The organism is Bradyrhizobium sp. CB82 (assembly GCF_029714405.1).
Taxonomy (GTDB): Bacteria; Pseudomonadota; Alphaproteobacteria; order Rhizobiales; family Xanthobacteraceae; genus Bradyrhizobium.
Genome location: NZ_CP121650.1, coordinates 3829652 through 3844796, shown reverse-complemented (window position 1 = coordinate 3844796; position 15145 = coordinate 3829652). Strand labels below are relative to the sequence as shown.

The 15145-nt window shown below is 63.1% G+C and carries 10 protein-coding genes and 1 pseudogene; 4 read left to right on the top strand and 7 right to left on the bottom strand.

Translation table 11 applies throughout. The features are described 5' to 3' along the window. Positions 1 to 11: 11 nt before the first annotated feature. Positions 12 to 1109, top strand: coding sequence for a Gfo/Idh/MocA family oxidoreductase (locus QA640_RS18455; protein ID WP_283041995.1), 1098 nt, complete (start codon positions 12 to 14; stop codon positions 1107 to 1109). Between the two features lie 33 nt (positions 1110 to 1142). Here the strand turns inward: QA640_RS18455 and QA640_RS18450 are convergent, their stop codons facing one another. The 5 genes from QA640_RS18450 to QA640_RS18430 form a co-directional block, all read right to left on the bottom strand. After that, positions 1143 to 3500, bottom strand: a complete 2358-nt coding sequence (locus QA640_RS18450; protein ID WP_283041994.1) for a TIM-barrel domain-containing protein — start codon at positions 3498 to 3500, stop codon at positions 1143 to 1145. A gap of 51 nt (positions 3501 to 3551) precedes the next feature. Further along, positions 3552 to 4625, bottom strand: a complete 1074-nt coding sequence (gene ugpC, locus QA640_RS18445) for a sn-glycerol-3-phosphate ABC transporter ATP-binding protein UgpC (protein ID WP_283041993.1) — start codon at positions 4623 to 4625, stop codon at positions 3552 to 3554. A 16-nt stretch (positions 4626 to 4641) separates the two neighbouring features. Beyond that, positions 4642 to 5691, bottom strand: coding sequence for a carbohydrate ABC transporter permease (locus tag QA640_RS18440; protein ID WP_283041992.1), 1050 nt, complete (start codon positions 5689 to 5691; stop codon positions 4642 to 4644). After that, the gene (locus tag QA640_RS18435; protein ID WP_283042823.1) at positions 5688 to 6605 is read right to left on the bottom strand and encodes a sugar ABC transporter permease; all 918 of its coding nucleotides are present in this window, start codon (positions 6603 to 6605) and stop codon (positions 5688 to 5690) included. Before QA640_RS18435 ends, QA640_RS18440 begins: the two co-directional genes overlap by 4 nt. Before the next feature lie 147 nt (positions 6606 to 6752). Next, positions 6753 to 8057 carry an extracellular solute-binding protein gene (locus QA640_RS18430; protein ID WP_283041991.1) on the bottom strand — a complete coding sequence of 435 codons (1305 nt, stop codon included), beginning with the start codon at positions 8055 to 8057 and terminating at the stop codon, positions 6753 to 6755. A 110-nt stretch (positions 8058 to 8167) separates the two neighbouring features. On the opposite strand from QA640_RS18430, the gene QA640_RS18425 reads away from it, so the two are divergent. Both QA640_RS18425 and QA640_RS18420 read left to right on the top strand, forming a co-directional pair. Then, entirely contained in the window at positions 8168 to 9160 is a 993-nt protein-coding gene (locus tag QA640_RS18425; protein WP_283041990.1) for a LacI family DNA-binding transcriptional regulator, read from the top strand. 401 nt (positions 9161 to 9561) lie between these two features. Next, positions 9562 to 11061: pseudogene (locus tag QA640_RS18420) on the top strand (AAA family ATPase); the annotation flags it as partial. A gap of 21 nt (positions 11062 to 11082) precedes the next feature. On the opposite strand, the gene QA640_RS18415 reads toward QA640_RS18420, so the two are convergent. Both QA640_RS18415 and QA640_RS18410 read right to left on the bottom strand, forming a co-directional pair. Continuing rightward, entirely contained in the window at positions 11083 to 11313 is a 231-nt protein-coding gene (locus QA640_RS18415) for a hypothetical protein (RefSeq protein ID WP_283043156.1), read from the bottom strand. 45 nt (positions 11314 to 11358) lie between these two features. Then, positions 11359 to 11922, bottom strand: a complete 564-nt coding sequence (locus tag QA640_RS18410; RefSeq protein ID WP_283043155.1) for a hypothetical protein — start codon at positions 11920 to 11922, stop codon at positions 11359 to 11361. Here QA640_RS18410 and QA640_RS18405 point away from each other — a divergent pair. Next, positions 11908 to 15135 carry an ATP-binding protein gene (locus QA640_RS18405; RefSeq protein WP_283042822.1) on the top strand — a complete coding sequence of 1076 codons (3228 nt, stop codon included), beginning with the start codon at positions 11908 to 11910 and terminating at the stop codon, positions 15133 to 15135. The two genes, QA640_RS18410 and QA640_RS18405, sit on opposite strands and share 15 nt — an antisense overlap. The last annotated feature ends 10 nt before the right edge of the window (positions 15136 to 15145 follow it).

The following is a 15145-nucleotide window of genomic DNA, read 5'->3' as shown; positions in this document are numbered from 1 at the left end:
GCGATTGAGCCATGTCTTCTTCAACCTCATCGACAGCGAAGCCCATCCGCGTTCTCGTGGTTGGGCTCGGCACCATGGGAACCAGCCACGCCCGCGCCTATAGCGCGATCGACGGGTTCGAACTCGTAGGCCTCTGCACCCCTCGCGCGGCCGATCGCCATGACCTTGAAACCGAGTTTCCCAGTCTGCCGCGTTTCGAACGATACGACGAGGCACTCGCGTCGTTGCGTCCGGACGCCGTCGCGATTTGCACCTACACCGAACACCACGCCGCCATGGCTCTTCAGGCTTTCGCGGCAGGTGCGCACGTTTTCTGCGAAAAGCCACTGGCCGAGACGCTGGAGGCCGCCCGGAGTGTGATCGACGCCGCACGTGCAAGCGGAAAGGCGCTGCTGATCGGCTATATCCTGCGCGTCCATCCATCATGGTCGCGCTTCGTCGAAATAGGCCGCACGCTCGGAAAGCCGCTCGTGATGCGCATGAATCTCAACCAGCAATCGGCCGGCTCTTTCTGGGAGGTTCACAAGAAGCTCATGCTGTCGACCTCGCCCATCGTCGATTGCGGCGTGCATTATGTCGACATCATGTGCCAGGTGACGCGCTCGCGACCGATCGCGGTGCACGCCGTCGGGGCGAGGCTCACGGACGAGATCGCACCCAGCATGTACAATTACGGTCATCTTCACATCGCGTTCGAAGACGGATCGGTTGGTTGGTACGAAGTTGGCTGGGGACCGATGATGAGCGAGACCGCTCATTTCGTGAAGGACATTATCGGACCGAACGGCAGCGTGTCGATGGTTGCCAGGGAGAGCACTGAGGCGACTGCGAGCTCGGCGGACCATGACTCGCATACGCGCACCAACGCGCTCCGTATCCATCACGCAGCCCGCAACCCGGAGGGCCGCTTCGCAAGGCCTGACGAAATCCTCTCGACCGAAGACGAACCAGGCCATCAGGAGCTCTGCGAGCGCGAACAGCGGCTATTTCTCAGTGCCATCCATGGCGATATCGATTTGTCAGAGCATCACGAGGCCGCGATCAACTCGCTGAGCATCGTCTTTGCCGCCGACGCCAGCGTCCGCAGCGGCGAAGTTGTGCGTCTGTAACGGCAGCATAAAAGCTTTCGCGTCAGCGGCATGCTATCCAGTCACCCCGAACTTAGGTGTTACAGGTCCTTCGATCGTACCGACGGTCAGGGGCTCCGCCACTCCGACAGTCCTCACATGCAAACGTTCGAACGCCGGGCGGAAACTGCCTTGTGCCCTTCCCGTCAGTTCCAGGCCGGTCGCTTGCCGGCACAAGCGGAAGGATAGAAGCAGAGCATCGGTGCGCCAAGCTGCCGTGTCGCCGTCATCCTCGTAGAGATCGGCGGTGGAATGCGACGCCGGCGCGCCGAAGACCATGAGGGACCGCTCGCCTGGATTGCCGGCGGAATCGATGTCAACGACCGGAATCATGGCTCCGGCACGCGCGAACACGGGCAAGCGTCCCAAGGGCGCGGCGACTTGCACGGTCTGACCACCAGGGAAGTGTCGCCCATCGTGCCAGTCGTACCAGCCACCTTCGTGCACAGGTAGCTGGACGCGGCGATCGGAAGCGCCCTCCTCGAGCACGGGAGCGACGAGCAGATCGGGGCCGAGCATGAAGGCGTCCTCGACGTCCCTCACCGCCGCATCGTCCGGGAAATCCCAGAACAGCGGACGGACCGCCGGCTCATGGTCCCGGCTGGCGCGCCACATCTGCGTATAAAGGTAGGGCAGCAGCCGGTGCCGCAGGCCGATCACCGCGCGCACCTGAGGCAGCACGGATGCGTGCATCCAGGGCAGAGTGACCGAGCCGTCGTCGTTCCACGAGTTCATGATCATGCGCGGCCAGAGCGCGCAGAACTCGACGAAGCGGCAGAGCAGCTCGGGGCCCGGTCTTGGGCCGTGAAAGCCACCGACATCGTGGCCGATGTTGAAGAGCCCCGACAGGCTCATGTTGAGGCCCTGGGTGAGATTGAAACGCAGCGTCTTCCAGGCCGTCTCGTTGTCGCCGGACCAGGTCTGGCCATAGCGCGCCAGCCCTGCTGGTCCGCCCCGAGTGATGACATAGGGCCTCCGCGAGGGGGATCGGTCGGCCTGCGCCTCGAAGGAGAGCTTCGTCATCAGCAACGCCTGCGCCGGGCGCGCCAGCGCCTGGGCGAAGGGACGACCATCACCGGCACAGACCGCGTCCTCATCCCAGATCTCGAACTCATTGTTGTCGTTCCACATGGAAACGACGCCATGGTCGAGCAGCGCATGCTCGATACCCGCGCGCCACCACCGGCGCCCGTCTGGATTGGTGAAGTCGACGTGAAAGCCCACGCCGTCCCAGAACTGCGCGACTGCCGGAGTGCCCGTCACGCTATCTTTCACCAGGATCCCGGAATCGACGGCCTCAGTAAGCCGCGGATGATCGTCGAGCAGACACGGCTTGATGTTGGTCACCGGCTGCATGCCGGCTTCGGCGAGCCGTGTCATTGTCGCCGAGGGATCGGGAAACTTGTCGTGGTTCCAGTTGAACACATAGCGACGCCCGCCGATCGAGGTATAGCCGGAGCCGAAATGGAAGCTGTCGCAACGGATGGCGTGGCGGCGGCAGTCGGCGATGAACTCCGTGACGCGCCGGTCGGCGTCGGGCGCATCCGCGATCGCCATCGACGTGACACCGAAGCCGAGCGACCAGCGCGGCACGAAGGCCTGTCCCCCCATAAGCCAGGAGAAACGGCGCACGACCTCGCGCACGCTGGGCCCCGCAAGCACGTAGAAGTCGAGGTCGCCATCGTCGGCGCGATAAGACCGGAACGTGCCATGGTAGTTGTCGATCGTGCAGCCGAGATCGACCGATCCGGTGGCGAGATTGTCGTAGAAAATGCCGTGAGCGCCTTGCGGCCCGTCGACGATGACGAACGGCAGCATCTTGTAGAGCGGATCGCTCAACTCGGCGTCGAACCCGCAGGGGTCTACGGCGTCGATGGCAAAGCGCCGTCCCGTGCGATCCAGCGGGCCCGCTTTGTCGCCGAGGCCATAATGGCGCTCGTCCGGATGGCGCGCCATCATGTGCACAATGGCCGGGGTTTTGTTGGAGACAAAATAGGCCTGGGTCGGCCGGTCACGCAGGAACGGCTCGATCTCACCATCACGACGCCAGGCAATGCCGAACGGACGAAGCCTGACCTCGGCCGTCAGCCCCTCTGCCGCGACGCTGACGGTACCCTTACCCACTGTGACCGTCACCGCGGGATTGGCGAATCCCGACACATCATCGCGGTCGCGTCCCCCATACGGAGGCTCGTCGCCGCCAGGCGCCAGCGACCAGCCTCGATCAAGTCGAAAGCCGTCCGCGCGGCGCAGCGTCACCCGGCCGATATCACGCTCGAGGATGCGCACCGCAATGGTGGCTCCGTGCCCGACGTCGAACATTGCGGCACCGCCCTCGCAACCGCGATAGCGGCCCTCAACCAGGGCTTTCATGTCTCAGCACTCCGTCATTGATCTTGTTCTATCGTCGCCTGCCCTTGCGTTTCAGCGGCCGGGCCGCACCGCAGCCCCTTCGGCGTCGAACAGGTGAAGGTGGGTCGGCTCGAAACGAACCGGGAGAGTCTCACCGCGCCCCAGCAGCGCCTGACCGTTCTGCCGCACCGTGATCTGCGGCAAGCCGGGCGCGCTGCCATAGAAATACGTGTCGCCGCCGAGTTGTTCGACGAGGTCGATGGTGAGTGTCAGATCGGCGGCGCCGTCAGCGAGCGCGATATGCTCTGGGCGCACACCGAGCGTGGCCGATGCGCCCGCAGTGAGCGAGCCCGTCGTTACCTTGATCGGTTCACCGGCCTCGCCGACGCGTACCAGCCCCGGCGACACCACCTGCACGGGCAGCAGGTTCATGCGCGGCGAGCCGATGAAGCCCGCAACAAAGAGATTGTCGGGCCGATTGTACAGTTCGAGTGGCGTGCCAACCTGCTCGATGCGCCCGCTGCGCAGCACGACGATGCGGTGCGCCATGGTCATCGCCTCGACCTGATCGTGAGTGACGTAGATCATGGTGCCGCCGATCTCGGCATGCAGCGCAGCGAGTTCCTTGCGGGTGGCAACGCGCAGTTCGGCATCAAGGTTGGACAACGGCTCGTCGAGCAGGAAGATCTTGGGATCGCGGACGATCGCGCGACCGATCGCCACGCGCTGCCGCTGGCCGCCCGACAGCGCCTTCGGCTTGCGCTCGAGATATTCGGTGAGGCGCAGCATCTTGGCCGCGCGCCGAACCCGGCCGTCGATCTCCGTACGCGCAAGACCCATGTTCTCGAGCGCAAAGGCCATGTTCTTGTAGACGGTCATGTGCGGATAGAGCGCGTAGGACTGAAACACCATGGCGAGTCCCCGGTCCGACGCCGGCACGCGCGTGACGTCGAGGCCATCGATGGCAATCTCCCCTTCAGTGACATCCTCGAGCCCGGCAATGATGCGGAGCAGGGTCGACTTGCCACAGCCGGACGGACCGACGAAGACGATGAATTCGCCGTCCGCAATCGCAAGATCGACCCCGTGGATCACTGCGATCGTCCCGTAGGCCTTGCGGACGCTCTTGAGAGTCAGGCCAGCCATGAAGATACCCCCGCCGTCATTTCATCCCCGTATTGGCTATGCCGGTGGCGATGAAGCGCTGCAGAAAGACGAAGACAAGAGCCACCGGGATCAGCGACACCACCGTCATCGCCAGGAGATAATTCCACTGGGTCTGCAGCTCCCCCTGGAAGGCGTTGAGACCGATCTGCAGCGTGAAGGACTCGGACTTGGTGAGCACCGCAAGCGGCCACAGAAACTCATTCCACCGCCACATGATGGAGAAGATAGCCAACACGGCCAGAGCCGGTGCCGCCAACGGCATGACGATCCGCCAGTAGATTTGCCACTCGCTTGCCTTGTCCATGCGTGCCGCCTCGATGAGGTCTCGCGGCAGTGTCAGCATGTACTGTCGTAACAGGAACACGCCCGTGGGCGTCGCGGCGCCCGGAAGGATGACCGCCCAGAGCGAATTGACGAGGCCGAGTTTCGTGACGACGAGATAGACCGGCACGAGAATGATGGTGATCGGGATCATGAGCGTGCCGATCACCATCAGCATGGCTATGGTCTTGCCTCTGAATTCGTAGATGGAGAGAGCATAGGCAGCCATCGAATTGATGAGCAGCGTGATCAGTGTTGCGATCGTTGTGACGAACACCGAGTTCCACAAATAGCGCGTGAAGGCGAATTTCTGGAGCGGCTCGGTGTAGTTCGAGGTCACGAAACTCAGGTGACGAACTGGCGCGAGCTTGGCGGTTGGCACGCGATATTGCTGCTTGGGATCGGCCGGATCGATCATCTGGGCGATCAACCCGACGCGACGAACTTGCGCAAGCTCGCGACGCTCGCCGTTGTCGAGGGTGGCTGCAAAAAGCGGCAGCGGCTGCGGAAAGCCCGGAATCCTGATCTCCTGCTGGGACAGCGGCAGCAGCGAGGGCGGAAATTCCAGGAGGCTCGCCTGGGTCTTGAACGAGGACAGGACCAGCCACACGACAGGCCCGAACATCAGGATGACGCCGAGCCCGAGATAGGCATAGGCGGCGATATCGGTCCAATGCCAGTGCCCACTCCGACGGCGGGCGCGCAGCAGCTGAATTGGCTTCATGAGGCGCTCCGGGTGCGAGACAACTGCGCCAGCGTGAGCAGGAACAGCACGACGCCAAGCACGATCGACGCCGCCGCGGCGAGGCCGAAATTCTGTACCTGGCCCGCAAACGCCGTCTCGTAGATGTACTGCACGATCATCAGGGTTGCGGTGCCTGGTCCGCCGCCGGTCAGTACGAACACCTCGTCGAAAGTCTGCACGCCGCGGATCAACGCCAGCACGATCACCACGATGAGGTTCGGCCAGAGCAGCGGCAGCGTGATCCGCCAGAACACACGCCAGCGCGGCGTCGCGTCCATCTGCGCCGCTTCGTAGAGATCGGCTGGAATGGCCTGCAACCCCGCGAGCAGGATGAGCGTGTAGAAGCCCATATGTGCCCAGACCGAGACGAACACTGACCAGAACATCGCCCAGCCGGGATCCACGAAGAACAGGACCTTCTGCCCACCGAGCGTGGTGAGCCCGGCGTTCAGCAGCCCGTCGCGCTGCAGGATCCATTTCCAGACCAGCGCAACAACGACCGGTGACAGCAGCACGGGAAAGAAATAGACCGCGCGAAAAAAGCCGCGGCCGCGGATCCGCATGTTCAGGACCAGCGCGGTGACGAGCGAAAACGTCACCATGGATACGAGCTGGAAGATGGTGAAACGCAGCGTGTTCGCAACGCCGCGCCAGAAATGATCGACCCGGCACGAGGCGGGATCGAAGAAGGAGCCGCAATCGAACAGATAGGCGTACTGATCGGTCCCGACATAGGGGCGCTGCGAAGGAAACAGCGACTCCCCACCGGTGAACGAAAACACCAGATCGATCGCAAGCGGGACGAACACGAACAACGAGAAGAAAACGAGGTTCGGCAGCAGAAACACATAGGCCATTCGCCGCTCGCCGATGAGCTGCTGCAACAGGCGCATCGGACGATCGACGAGGCGCAGCAGGGTGCCGAGCACCGTGCTGAGCGCCGACCCGCCCGCACGGCGCAAGCGCGCGAGCAGCGAGGCCGTCGCCGCAGCCTGCGGTTCAATGCCAGTTGGCAAATCGGTCAGCACCACGCACCCGGCCTACTTCTTGTTGCGTTCGGCGAGCTGCTGCTCGATGTCGCCCGAGATGCGTTTATAGGCCTCGTCGAGAGTGACCTCGCCGGAAACGGCCTGGCCGAGCCGGCTGATCACCGCATTGAGGATGACGCGGCTCGCCGGATAGCCCTGCAACTGGTTGGCCGCTGGCGCGAGCTGGCTGACGCCGGCGCTAAAGACCTTGAGCGCGGCATTCGCAACCGGCGACGCATCCTTGTAGTCGAGGCCTTTGCGGGCGAGACCGAGATGGCCCGGCACGAACAGGGAGCGGGCATAGAACTCGGCGACGACCTCCTCGCTCGCGAGGTAATCGAGCACGCGCGCCACCTCCTGGGGGTGCTTGGTCGACTTGATGCCGACCAGCGCGGCACCGCCTGGCATGCCGGAGCAATTCGCGGGCCCGCACGGTGTCGGCACCGCCACCCAGTCAAACGCCGTGCCGATCGTCTTGTCGAACTGGCTGATCTGCCATGAGCCCGATTCATACATAACGACCTGGGCGTTCTTGAATTCCTCGTTGGCGCCGCGGTAGGTCGCCCCCGCCACCGAGCCCCACAGCTCCTTCGACATCACGCCGCTGTTGTGCCAGTCATAGATCAGCTTGGCCGCGCGCTTGAACCCGTCGTCGATGACCGCCGGCTGCCCCTGGCCGTCGAAGACAGCGGCGCCTTCTGAAATCGCCATGCCGAAAAAGCGATGACCGGAACGGTCGAACGCGATCGGAAACGGCGCCTGGACCTTGTCCGCCACCTCTTTTGCCGCCTTGGCCCAATCCTCCCAGGACGCTTTCGGACCCGGCATTGCGACGCCCGCCTGCTCGAACAGAGTCTTGTTGACGAAAGGACCGGTCACCGTCAGCTGGGTCATGAAGCCCGGGATCGAAGACGTATCGCCCGGCACCCGCATCCACTGCAGGAAGGGACCGTAATTCGCTTCCCAGTAGTCGGCGTTCTTCAAGTAGGGGCGCAGATCCAGCATATAGCGGGCAAGGCCGCCCATATCGCCGACGCGAGCAATGTCGGGCCCCTGCCCCGAAGCCAGTTGCACGGGCAGATTCTCGTTGATGGCCTTGAACGGCACCTGGTCCAGAACGACGTGGATGTCCCGGTTCTTGCTCTCGAAGCGGCGGAGGAGATCGGCCATCACCTCGCCTTCGTTGCCATCCGAGTACCAGGTCATCCGTAGCGTCGTCTGCGCCGCGGCGGCGCGAATGCCAAGGCTGCCCGGCAGCGCCAAGAAGCAGGCCAGCAGCACGGACGCGCCAATACCCCCTCGGATGATCGTCCTCATTGCGCCCTCCCTGTGATCTTTCACGTCTTGGATTCTAGCTTGGCAAACGTTTGCCTAAGCTGTCAATCACTATATTGTCGGTCCCTAGTGGAACAGAGCCGAGCCGAACCATGTCGAGCAAGCATCACTCCGCGCCCGCCTCGTTAGCGACCGTCGCTGCGGCCGCCGGGGTTTCGATCGCCACCGTCTCGCGCATCGTCAACGGCGAGACGCGGCGGGCCTCTGCCGAGACCATCGAGCGCGTCCGCAAAGCCATCGACGTCGTGGGCTATTACCCCAACCACGCCGGCCGGACGTTACGCCGTCGCGAAAGCCGCCTCGTCGCGATGCTCGCCCCCAACCTGGACAATCCCGTGATGGCCGCTATCGCCGCCTCAACTGAAGCCGCGCTGCGCGCCGCCGGTTATGTAATGATCCTCTGCGACACTCACGATCGGCCCGATCTGCAGGACGAGTATCTCAATGCCATGCGCTCGCAGGTGGTACGGGGCTACATCATGGTCGCCAGCGTGCCGAGCGCAGTGCTGAAGGATTTCGTCGCTGACGGCGCGCCGATGGTCTTCGTCAACCGTCGTCCACCGTTCGGGCGCGGCGCCTTCGTTGGTATCGACAACATCAAGGCGGGCGCCGACGCAGCCGACATGCTGTGGTCCGCGGAACTAAAGCGCTGCGGCGTGCTGGCGCCCGCCCAGGGATCCTCCGTCACGCGGGATCGGCTCAAGGGATTCTGCAGCCGCATGCGCGCGCTCGGCGCCACAGAAATCCAGAAGGCTGAGGCGGCCGGCCGTTCCCACCTCGAGATCGGCTACGAGGCCGCCCGGCGGCTCGCTGCGCGCAATGGCTGGTTCGAGGGGCTGATGTGTGTCAGCGACCAGATCGCCTACGGCGCCTATCGCTTTGCTCGCGAGAGCGGTATCCAGGTTCCGGAACGCTGCCGGCTCGTCGGCATCGATGGCAACCCACTCAACCGTTGGATTGCACCATGGCTGCGATCGATCGAGGTGAAATACGAGGATTTTGGCGAACCAATCGTCGAGTTGCTCGACCAGGTCTGGCGCGCCAGAGGCCACGCTGAGCGCATCATGCCGCATTGCATGTCATGACAAGGTCTGATCTTCGAGTCCATTTGTCGCGCACATCGCCGTCACTACAGATCTCGTGCAAGCGGTCGCGCGCAAAGTCCTCGACATCCAGCGCCCGCCTGTGCTCCTGCATGCCCTCATGCAACAATCCGTCGTCCTTCTGCGCGAATGCGCTTCGTCTTGCCTTGCGCTTCGTCTTGCCTTGCGAAAGCGGCACGTTGACGAGATTGAGGCAAATGATACGATTTGAAAGCGCCGCGCCTAGCCAATCCAATCGAACCAGGCGCGCCGGAATGAAGGCGTAAGGGGCCCACCCCGTCGAGTCACGCGTCGTACGTGCGTCCTACCCCTCGTACCTCGCACGCGGGCAAACGGAGAACGGAGATCGGTAACGGCGTGCCTTGCCGCATCGGGGCAGCTTTATGGGGGATGATGCGGTATACCGGGCGAACACACCATCAGGCGCGGCACTCCGCTCGGCCGCGGCATGGTTTACCGATATGAACCTTTCATCGTTTATGGTCGCTGGCTGGACCCACGGTCCGCAGGTTCTTTGCGACGAGGAAGGGATTCTCCTGTGCCGAACCTGCCGCGAAGGCCTCGACGACGAACGACAGGTTGTGCTCGCCGTCGTTCCGGCGGCGGAACATCCAACCCCGCAAAGCCTTGATCGCCTCACACACGAATTCGCACTGAAGGACGATCTGGATAGCGCCTGGGCGGCGAAGCCGCTGGAACTCGTGCAGGATCGCAACCGCACTATTCTCGTCCTCGAAGATCTCGGTGGCGAGCCGCTCACCTGGCTGATGGATACTCCCATGGAGACAGGGAGTTTCCTGCGCCTGGCGATCCAGATCGCAGCAGCCCTGAGCAAGGTCCACCAGCGCGGCCTGGTGCACAAGGATATCAAGCCAGCAAATGTCCTGGTGAACCGCAGCAACGGAAGCGTGCGCCTCACCGGCTTTTGCTTTGCTTCCCGCAGAGCGCGCGAACGGCAGGCCCCGGCCACGCCCGAATCGATCGCCGGCACATTCGCTTACATGTCACCCGAACAGACCGGGCGCATGAACCGCTCGATCGATTCCCGAAGCGACCTGTACTCACTCGGCGTCACGCTTTACCAGATGGTCACCGGTTCGCTTCCATTCATCGCGTCCGATCCGATGGAGTGGGTGCACTGCCATGTCGCAAGAGAGCCGGAGCCGCCGAACAAGCGATCCGGGAACGTCCCCGCCGCGGTTTCTCGGCTCATCATGAAGCTGCTCGCCAAGATGGCGGAGGAGCGCTACCAGACTGCAGCCGGCGCCGAGAGGGATCTGCAGCACTGTCTTGCAGAATGGGAGCTGCGGCGCCGCATCGACGACTTCCCGCTGGGCCGGCACGACACGCCAGACCGGCTGCTCGTTCCCGAAAACTTGTACGGAAGAACGCGCGAGCGCGAGATGTTGCTCGCCTCGTTCGAGCGCACCGTCAAAACCGGCGCGCCTGAGTTGGCGCTGGTCTCGGGATATTCCGGGATCGGCAAATCCTCTGTCGTCAACGAACTCCATAAAGTGCTGGTGCCCTCGCGCGGGCTGTTTGCATCGGGCAAGTTCGACCAGCACAAACGTGACGTCCCGTATGCGACGCTCGCCAAGGCATTCCAGAGCCTCGTTCGGCCCCTCCTGGGCAAGAGCGAGACCGAGCTGGGCGAGTGGCGCCATGACATCCAGAGCGCGCTCGGTCCAAACGGACAGCTCGTCGTGGACCTGATCCCGGACCTGAAGGCGATCATCGGTGAACAACCGCCTGTCCCCGAACTGCCGCTCCAGCACGCGCAGAGCCGCTTTCACCGCGTGTTCGAGCAATTCATCGGTGTGTTTGCCCGATCCGAACATCCGCTGGTGCTGTTTCTCGATGATCTGCAATGGCTCGATATGGCGACGTTCGAGCTGCTCGAGGATCTATTGACCCGGTCGAATCTGAAGCACCTGATGTTGATCGGCGCCTATCGGGATAATGAGGTGGATTCCGCCCATCCAGTGGTGCGCATGCGCGAGGCGATCAGGACACGGGGCGGCCGGATCGTGGAGATTACGCTCGCGCCGCTCGGCCGCAGGCATCTCGGCCAGTTGCTTGCGGACGCCCTTCGTTGCGAGCCGAACCGCGTCGCGCCGCTGGTGCAGCTCGTGCATGAGAAAACTGGTGGCAATCCGTTCTTTGCCATCCAGTTCATGTTTTCACTGGTCGAAGAAGGGCTGCTCGCGTTCGACCATGATGCGGCACGCTGGTCTTGGGATCTCGATCGCATCCACGCCAAGCGATACACTGACAACGTCATCGACCTCATGCTCGGAAAGTTCACCCGGCTGCCGGTTGCAACGCGCACCGCCTTGCAGCAGATGGCCTGTCTCGGAAATACTGCCGAGGTCGCGGTGCTTTCGATCGTCCTCGGGAGGTCGGATGAGCAGGTCCATGCAGACCTGTGGCCCGCTGTTCGACACGAATTCATAGAGCCCCAAGCCGACGCCTATCGGTTCGCACACGATCGATTCCAGGAGGCGGCCTACGCGCTGATCCCGGAGGGAGAACGCGCCGCCGCCCATCTGCATATTGGCCGGCTGTTCGCTGCGCGAACCACGCCGGAAGCAGTCGAGGAAAACGTCTTCGAGATCGTGAGCCACCTCAACCACGGCGCGGAGCTGATCAGCACGGTTGAGGAGCGCGTGAAGGTGGCGGAGCTGAACTTGTTGGCGGGCCGGCGCGCCAAGGCGGCGCCCGCCTTTGCCATGGCGCTCGCTCACTTCGCCGCCGGTGAGGCCATGCTTCCGGAAGATCGCTGGGAGCAGCACTACGCGCTCAGCTTCGCCCTGGCGCTACAGCGGGCCGAATGCGAGTTCGTTTGTGGCGGGCAGGAAACGGCGAACCGCCGCCTTGCCGAGCTGGCGAGCCGCGCGGCCACCCTGCCCGACCTCGCGGCCGTCACCCGGCTTCGCATGGAGCCAAGCGATCGTGACGTCGAAATTGCTCTCGACTATTTGCGGCGCGTCGGCATCGACTGGTCGGCGCATCCCACATCGGACGAGGTCCGGCGGGAATATGCGCGGATGTGGCAACAGATCGGTGATCGCCCGATCGAGACCCTGCTCGACCTGCCCCAGATGGCCGATCCGGTCGCGCGGGGAACCATGGACGTTCTCACGGTCCTTGTGTCGCCCGCCTGGTACATCGACGAGAGCTTGCGCCGTCTCATCATCGGACGCATGGCCAATCTCAGCATGGAATACGGCAACTCCGACGCCTCATGTCTCGCATACATCGTGCTTGGCACTGTGCTTGGCCCCGACTTTGGCGACTATGCTGCCGGCTACCGCTTCGCCCAGCTCGGCCTCGACCTGGTCGAACGACGTGGGCTGGATCGGTTCAAGGCTCGCGTCTATCTCGGCTTCGGAAGCTGGACGCGGCATGTGAGGACAGCCCGCCCCTGGCTCCGGCGGGCCTTCGACGCCGCACAGCAGGTCGGCGACCTCAACTACGCCAGCTTTACCCGTCATCACCTCCTGACGCATCTTCTCGCCTGCGGCGATCCACTCGCCGACGTGCAGCGGGAGGCCGAGGTCGGACTCGATTTCGCACGCCGCGCGTGCGTTGACCTGGCGGCCAATCGAATTGCCGGGCAGCTCCAGCTGATCCGGACGCTGCGCGGACTGACCACGAAGTTTGGCTGTTTCGATGAGGCCGAGTTCAACGAGGCGCAGTTTGAACGTCGCCTTGACGAGGACCCACGTCTAGAACAGGCCGGCTTCTGGTACTGGGTCCGCAAGCTGCAGGCTCGCGTCCTCGCCGACGACCCCGGTGCGACCGCCGCGGCGACGAAGGCCGACCAGCTGCTGTCGACGTCGAAGGCCCTTTTCGACCGGGTCGAGTTTCACTTCTATGCTGCCCTGGCGCAGGCCGCCTCGGGCGAGGCGGTGTCAGACCGCGGGCGAGCGCCGCATCTTGACGCCCTGGCCGTCCATCATCGCCAACTTCAGCAATGGGCCGAGATCTGCCCTGAAGACTTCGCCGACCGCGCCGCTCTCGTCGCCGCTGAGATAGCGCGGATCGAAGGTCGCGACCTCGATGCGATGCGCCTTTACGACCGGGCCATCGCCTCCGCGCACGCAAACGGCTTTGCTCAGAACGAGGCGATCGCGAACGAACTCGCCGGGCGCTTCTACGCGACGCGCGGGTTCGAAAAGATCGCCTACGCCTATCTGCGCGATGCCTACTACGGATATCTTCGCTGGGGAGCTGATGCCAAAGTAAGACAGCTTGAACGCCTCCATCCTCGCCTCCACGTCGCAGAGGACACCAGCTCCGCCGGCAGGCCAACCGTCCAGCAAATGGATGTCACCACCGTGGTGAAAGCGTCTCAGGCGGTCTCGAGTGAAATTGAGCTGCCGAAGCTCATCGAGACGCTGATGAAGATCGCGCTAGAGAACGCGGGCGCGGATCGCGGCTTGCTCATCCTGTCGCGGCATGATGACTTCTGGATCGAGGCGGAGGGCCAGTCCAACGGCGATGGGTTTGCGGTTGTGATGCATCAGACTCCCCTCTCGGCGCCTGACTATCCGGAGGCATTGGTGCGCTACGTCGTTCGCTCGCAAAAACCGCTTATCGTCGATGATGCGACGCGGCCCGATCCGCTTTACGGCGAAGGGTACGCGCCTCGCCGACATCCCAGATCGATCCTCTGCCTGCCGCTCATGAAGCAGGCCAAGCTCACCGGATTACTCTATCTCGAGAACACACTGACGACGCACGCGTTCACGCCCGATCGTGTTGCGGTGCTGGATCTGCTGGCAGCTCAGGCTGCGATTTCTCTGGAGAACACCCTGCTTTATCGTGATCTTCAGGAACGCGAAGCCCGCATCCGGCGGCTCGTCGATTCCAACATCATCGGAATATTGTTCTGGGATGCGCACGGCGATATCAGCTACGCCAACGATGCGTTCTTGAACATGACCGGTTATTCCAGACAGGAGCTGGTCTCCGGGACAGTCCGCTGGAAGGATATGACGCCTGCAGAACACCACCACGAGGACGCGCAGCGCATCGAGCTCCTCCGCGTATGGGGGCAGATCGCGCCGCGCGAGAAGGAATTCTTCAGAAAAGACGGGAGCCGCGTTCCCGTTCTCATCGGCTCCGCCGCGCTGCCGGGATCCCATGACGAATGGGTCTCCTACGTCCTCGACCTGACAGAACGCAAACGGGCGGAAGCCGAAGCGCGCGAGAGCGAGCGGCGCTATCAGAGAATGCAGCTTGAGTTGGCGCACGCGAATCGGGTCGCCACTATGGGACAGCTCACCTCCTCCATTGCCCATGAGGTCAACCAGCCCATCTGCGCCATTGCCATCAACGCGGGGGCGGCGCTGAGCTGGCTCGCCCGGAAGGCACCCGATATCGAGAACGCGCGGATATCAATACGGCAAATCGCCGATGACGCGCATCGCAGCGGTGAAGTGATCGGCCGGATTCGTGAACTCTTCCAAAAAGCTCCGCCGCGAAAGGAGCATGTGGATCTCAACGAGGTGATACGGGAAGTGCTCGTTCTAACCCAAAGCGAAGCGCTGAAAACCGGGACTTCGGTGAGGCTTCAACTTGCAGAGGCTCTGCCGCTGATCGAGGGTGATCGCGTGCAGTTGCAGCAGGTTCTGCTCAACCTCGTTGTCAACGCAATTCAGGCCATGACCATCGACGGGACAAGAGACTTGCTCATCACTACCGCCGCGACCGACACAAACATCGTGCTTGTCCGAGTCGCTGATTCCGGGGCAGGCCTCGATCCACAGACGCGCGAGCATGTTTTCGATCCGTATTACACTACCAAGCCTGACGGCTTGGGCATGGGACTTGCGATCTGCCGTTCAATCATTGAGGCCCACTATGGACGTTTGTGGGCAAGCGACAACCAACCTCGCGGGGCCGTGTTTCAGTTCACGTTGCCGGTTCAGCAAACGGCGACCCATTTGTAATTTTTTTGGC

Excerpts from the sequence above, each read along its gene's own strand:
- QA640_RS18430 (WP_283041991.1), bottom strand. The coding sequence starts at position 8,057 with ATGAGGACGATCATCCGAGGGGGTATTGGCGCGTCCGTGCTGCTGGCC.
- ugpC (WP_283041993.1), bottom strand. The coding sequence starts at position 4,625 with ATGGCTGGCCTGACTCTCAAGAGCGTCCGCAAGGCCTACGGGACGATC.
- QA640_RS18405 (WP_283042822.1), top strand. The coding sequence starts at position 11,908 with ATGGCGCTCGCTCACTTCGCCGCCGGTGAGGCCATGCTTCCGGAAGAT.
- QA640_RS18440 (WP_283041992.1), bottom strand. The coding sequence starts at position 5,691 with ATGAAGCCAATTCAGCTGCTGCGCGCCCGCCGTCGGAGTGGGCACTGG.
- QA640_RS18450 (WP_283041994.1), bottom strand. The coding sequence starts at position 3,500 with ATGAAAGCCCTGGTTGAGGGCCGCTATCGCGGTTGCGAGGGCGGTGCC.
- QA640_RS18415 (WP_283043156.1), bottom strand. The coding sequence starts at position 11,313 with ATGCACGAGCTGCACCAGCGGCGCGACGCGGTTCGGCTCGCAACGAAG.
- QA640_RS18435 (WP_283042823.1), bottom strand. The coding sequence starts at position 6,605 with ATGCGCCTGTTGCAGCAGCTCATCGGCGAGCGGCGAATGGCCTATGTG.
- QA640_RS18455 (WP_283041995.1), top strand. The coding sequence starts at position 12 with ATGTCTTCTTCAACCTCATCGACAGCGAAGCCCATCCGCGTTCTCGTG.
- QA640_RS18425 (WP_283041990.1), top strand. The coding sequence starts at position 8,168 with ATGTCGAGCAAGCATCACTCCGCGCCCGCCTCGTTAGCGACCGTCGCT.